Here is a 1515-nt window from a genome sequence, read left to right on the forward strand (position 1 = left end):
TGCGTCAACGTATAGTTGATCTGGGTCACCAGCAAGTATTGGCAGTAATCCAGACGTGTGATGGGCTTCTTTTCCATCCCGCTCTGACGCGCTCCGCTCCAACAAGTGCCCTCCCAATCCCAGTTTTTGCGTAAGTCCTAGGAAAGTGGATATTCTCATCAACAATGCCGGGCGCTTTGTGATCGGTCCCGTTGCCCCTGCCATGCTGGATTCCCCCTCCTTCTATTTTGAGCAACTTCAACTGGCGACAGAAACCCTGTATTCGGGGCACGCCCGCGTCACCAATGCGGTCCTGCCGCTGATGCCTACCGAAGGCTATGCACGTCTCCTTTTTACCGTGTCCAGCGCGGCTTATCTGGTCAGCGGAACCGACCCGCTTACTCCTTGGGTACAGGGGTACATTTCGGCGAAAAGGGCCTTACTGGCATACGTCAACAGCCTGCGCTTCGCTTTGCGCGAAGCATCAAGCAATATCGTGATCTCGACCGTAAATCCGTACATCATTGGGACGACGGGCGCGGATCATCCGAATCCGATCTATACACAGCCCGTATCTGACAATGGTTTTACGGATGATCCGCCCTCCGCCCCATTCAATCAGATTCTTTCGCTAATCCGGGAGATCCAATCGAGGGGGCTATCTCCTTCGTTTGTAGGCAATGCCTATGCTCAATTGCTTGAAACCGTGGAACCGCCAGCCAATATCGTAGTCGGCTCGACCCAGGAACCCTATGCAACGCAGGGCGGCACCGCATTCCTCAAGTCGCTGCTCCTGGCCGAAAATACCGAGTCGGCCATACGATTTGGATGCAGCTAAGAGATGGTGTTTGGCTTGCGCTCCTTGGACCCGATGAAATATGAGTCATTCATCGAGGACCAGAGTATGGGAAAAAAGAGCGAACTGCCCGCCGAGACGCGGGTTGACGTGGTTTTGGCATTGCTGCGCAGGGAGGAGTTGGTGGCACAGCTTCAGAGGTGTCATGGCATCGACGAGCAGACGTTGTACCACTGGCGGGAAGGCTTCGTGTCGCCGACGGCAAAACCTAGTTGGCAGGGCAAGAAGGCTGCCCGTCGGCACTCGCCAAGGAGCCAAGGATGAGTAAGCTGCAGCGCGAGATCGAGACGCGCGAACAGGTGATTTGAGTGCTGACCATGGCCAATTGCCTGTAAAAAAACACTCGGGCCCGTTTGTCTGACCGCGGCGGTACGGGCCATGATCGAAGCGGTGAACATAGGAGTCCGCTTTGATTGCGGAGCAGTCATACCCCGGCTCTAGGTGAAGGGCAGCTTGGGATCGCGTCCGGAATTTTGATTTCCCAGAGCTTTGGCAGGTCGAGTGACCGGAATCTCCTTGAACTTGCCCGTCGACCCAATAGGGCGCCTCGAAAAACCTGTCTGCTGAGATAATGGCTACCTCTCAACCCATGCAAGAAGCCCCGCCATGAAGATCAAAGAGAGCCTGTTTGCTGCTGAGGAACGAGAAGCCAAGCTCGACCGACTCGGAGATGTGTTGCA

At 55.4% G+C, this 1515-nt stretch carries 2 protein-coding genes; both read left to right on the forward strand.

Annotated elements, in window-relative coordinates; translation table 11 throughout:
• Window positions 1-145: 145 nt before the first annotated feature.
• Window positions 146-817, forward strand: coding sequence for an SDR family NAD(P)-dependent oxidoreductase (locus VEB01_RS19920; protein ID WP_324878539.1), 672 nt, complete (start codon window positions 146-148; stop codon window positions 815-817).
• Between the two features lie 66 nt (window positions 818-883).
• Entirely contained in the window at window positions 884-1099 is a 216-nt protein-coding gene (locus VEB01_RS19925; protein ID WP_324878540.1) for a hypothetical protein, read from the forward strand.
• Window positions 1100-1515 lie beyond the last annotated feature (416 nt).

Origin of the sequence: Methylocaldum sp. (genome assembly GCF_035627495.1) — a bacterium.
Classification (GTDB): domain Bacteria; phylum Pseudomonadota; class Gammaproteobacteria; order Methylococcales; family Methylococcaceae; genus Methylocaldum.

Coding starts and splice junctions, on each gene's coding strand:
- VEB01_RS19925 (WP_324878540.1), top strand. CDS start 884: ATGGGAAAAAAGAGCGAACTGCCCGCCGAGACGCGGGTTGACGTGGTT.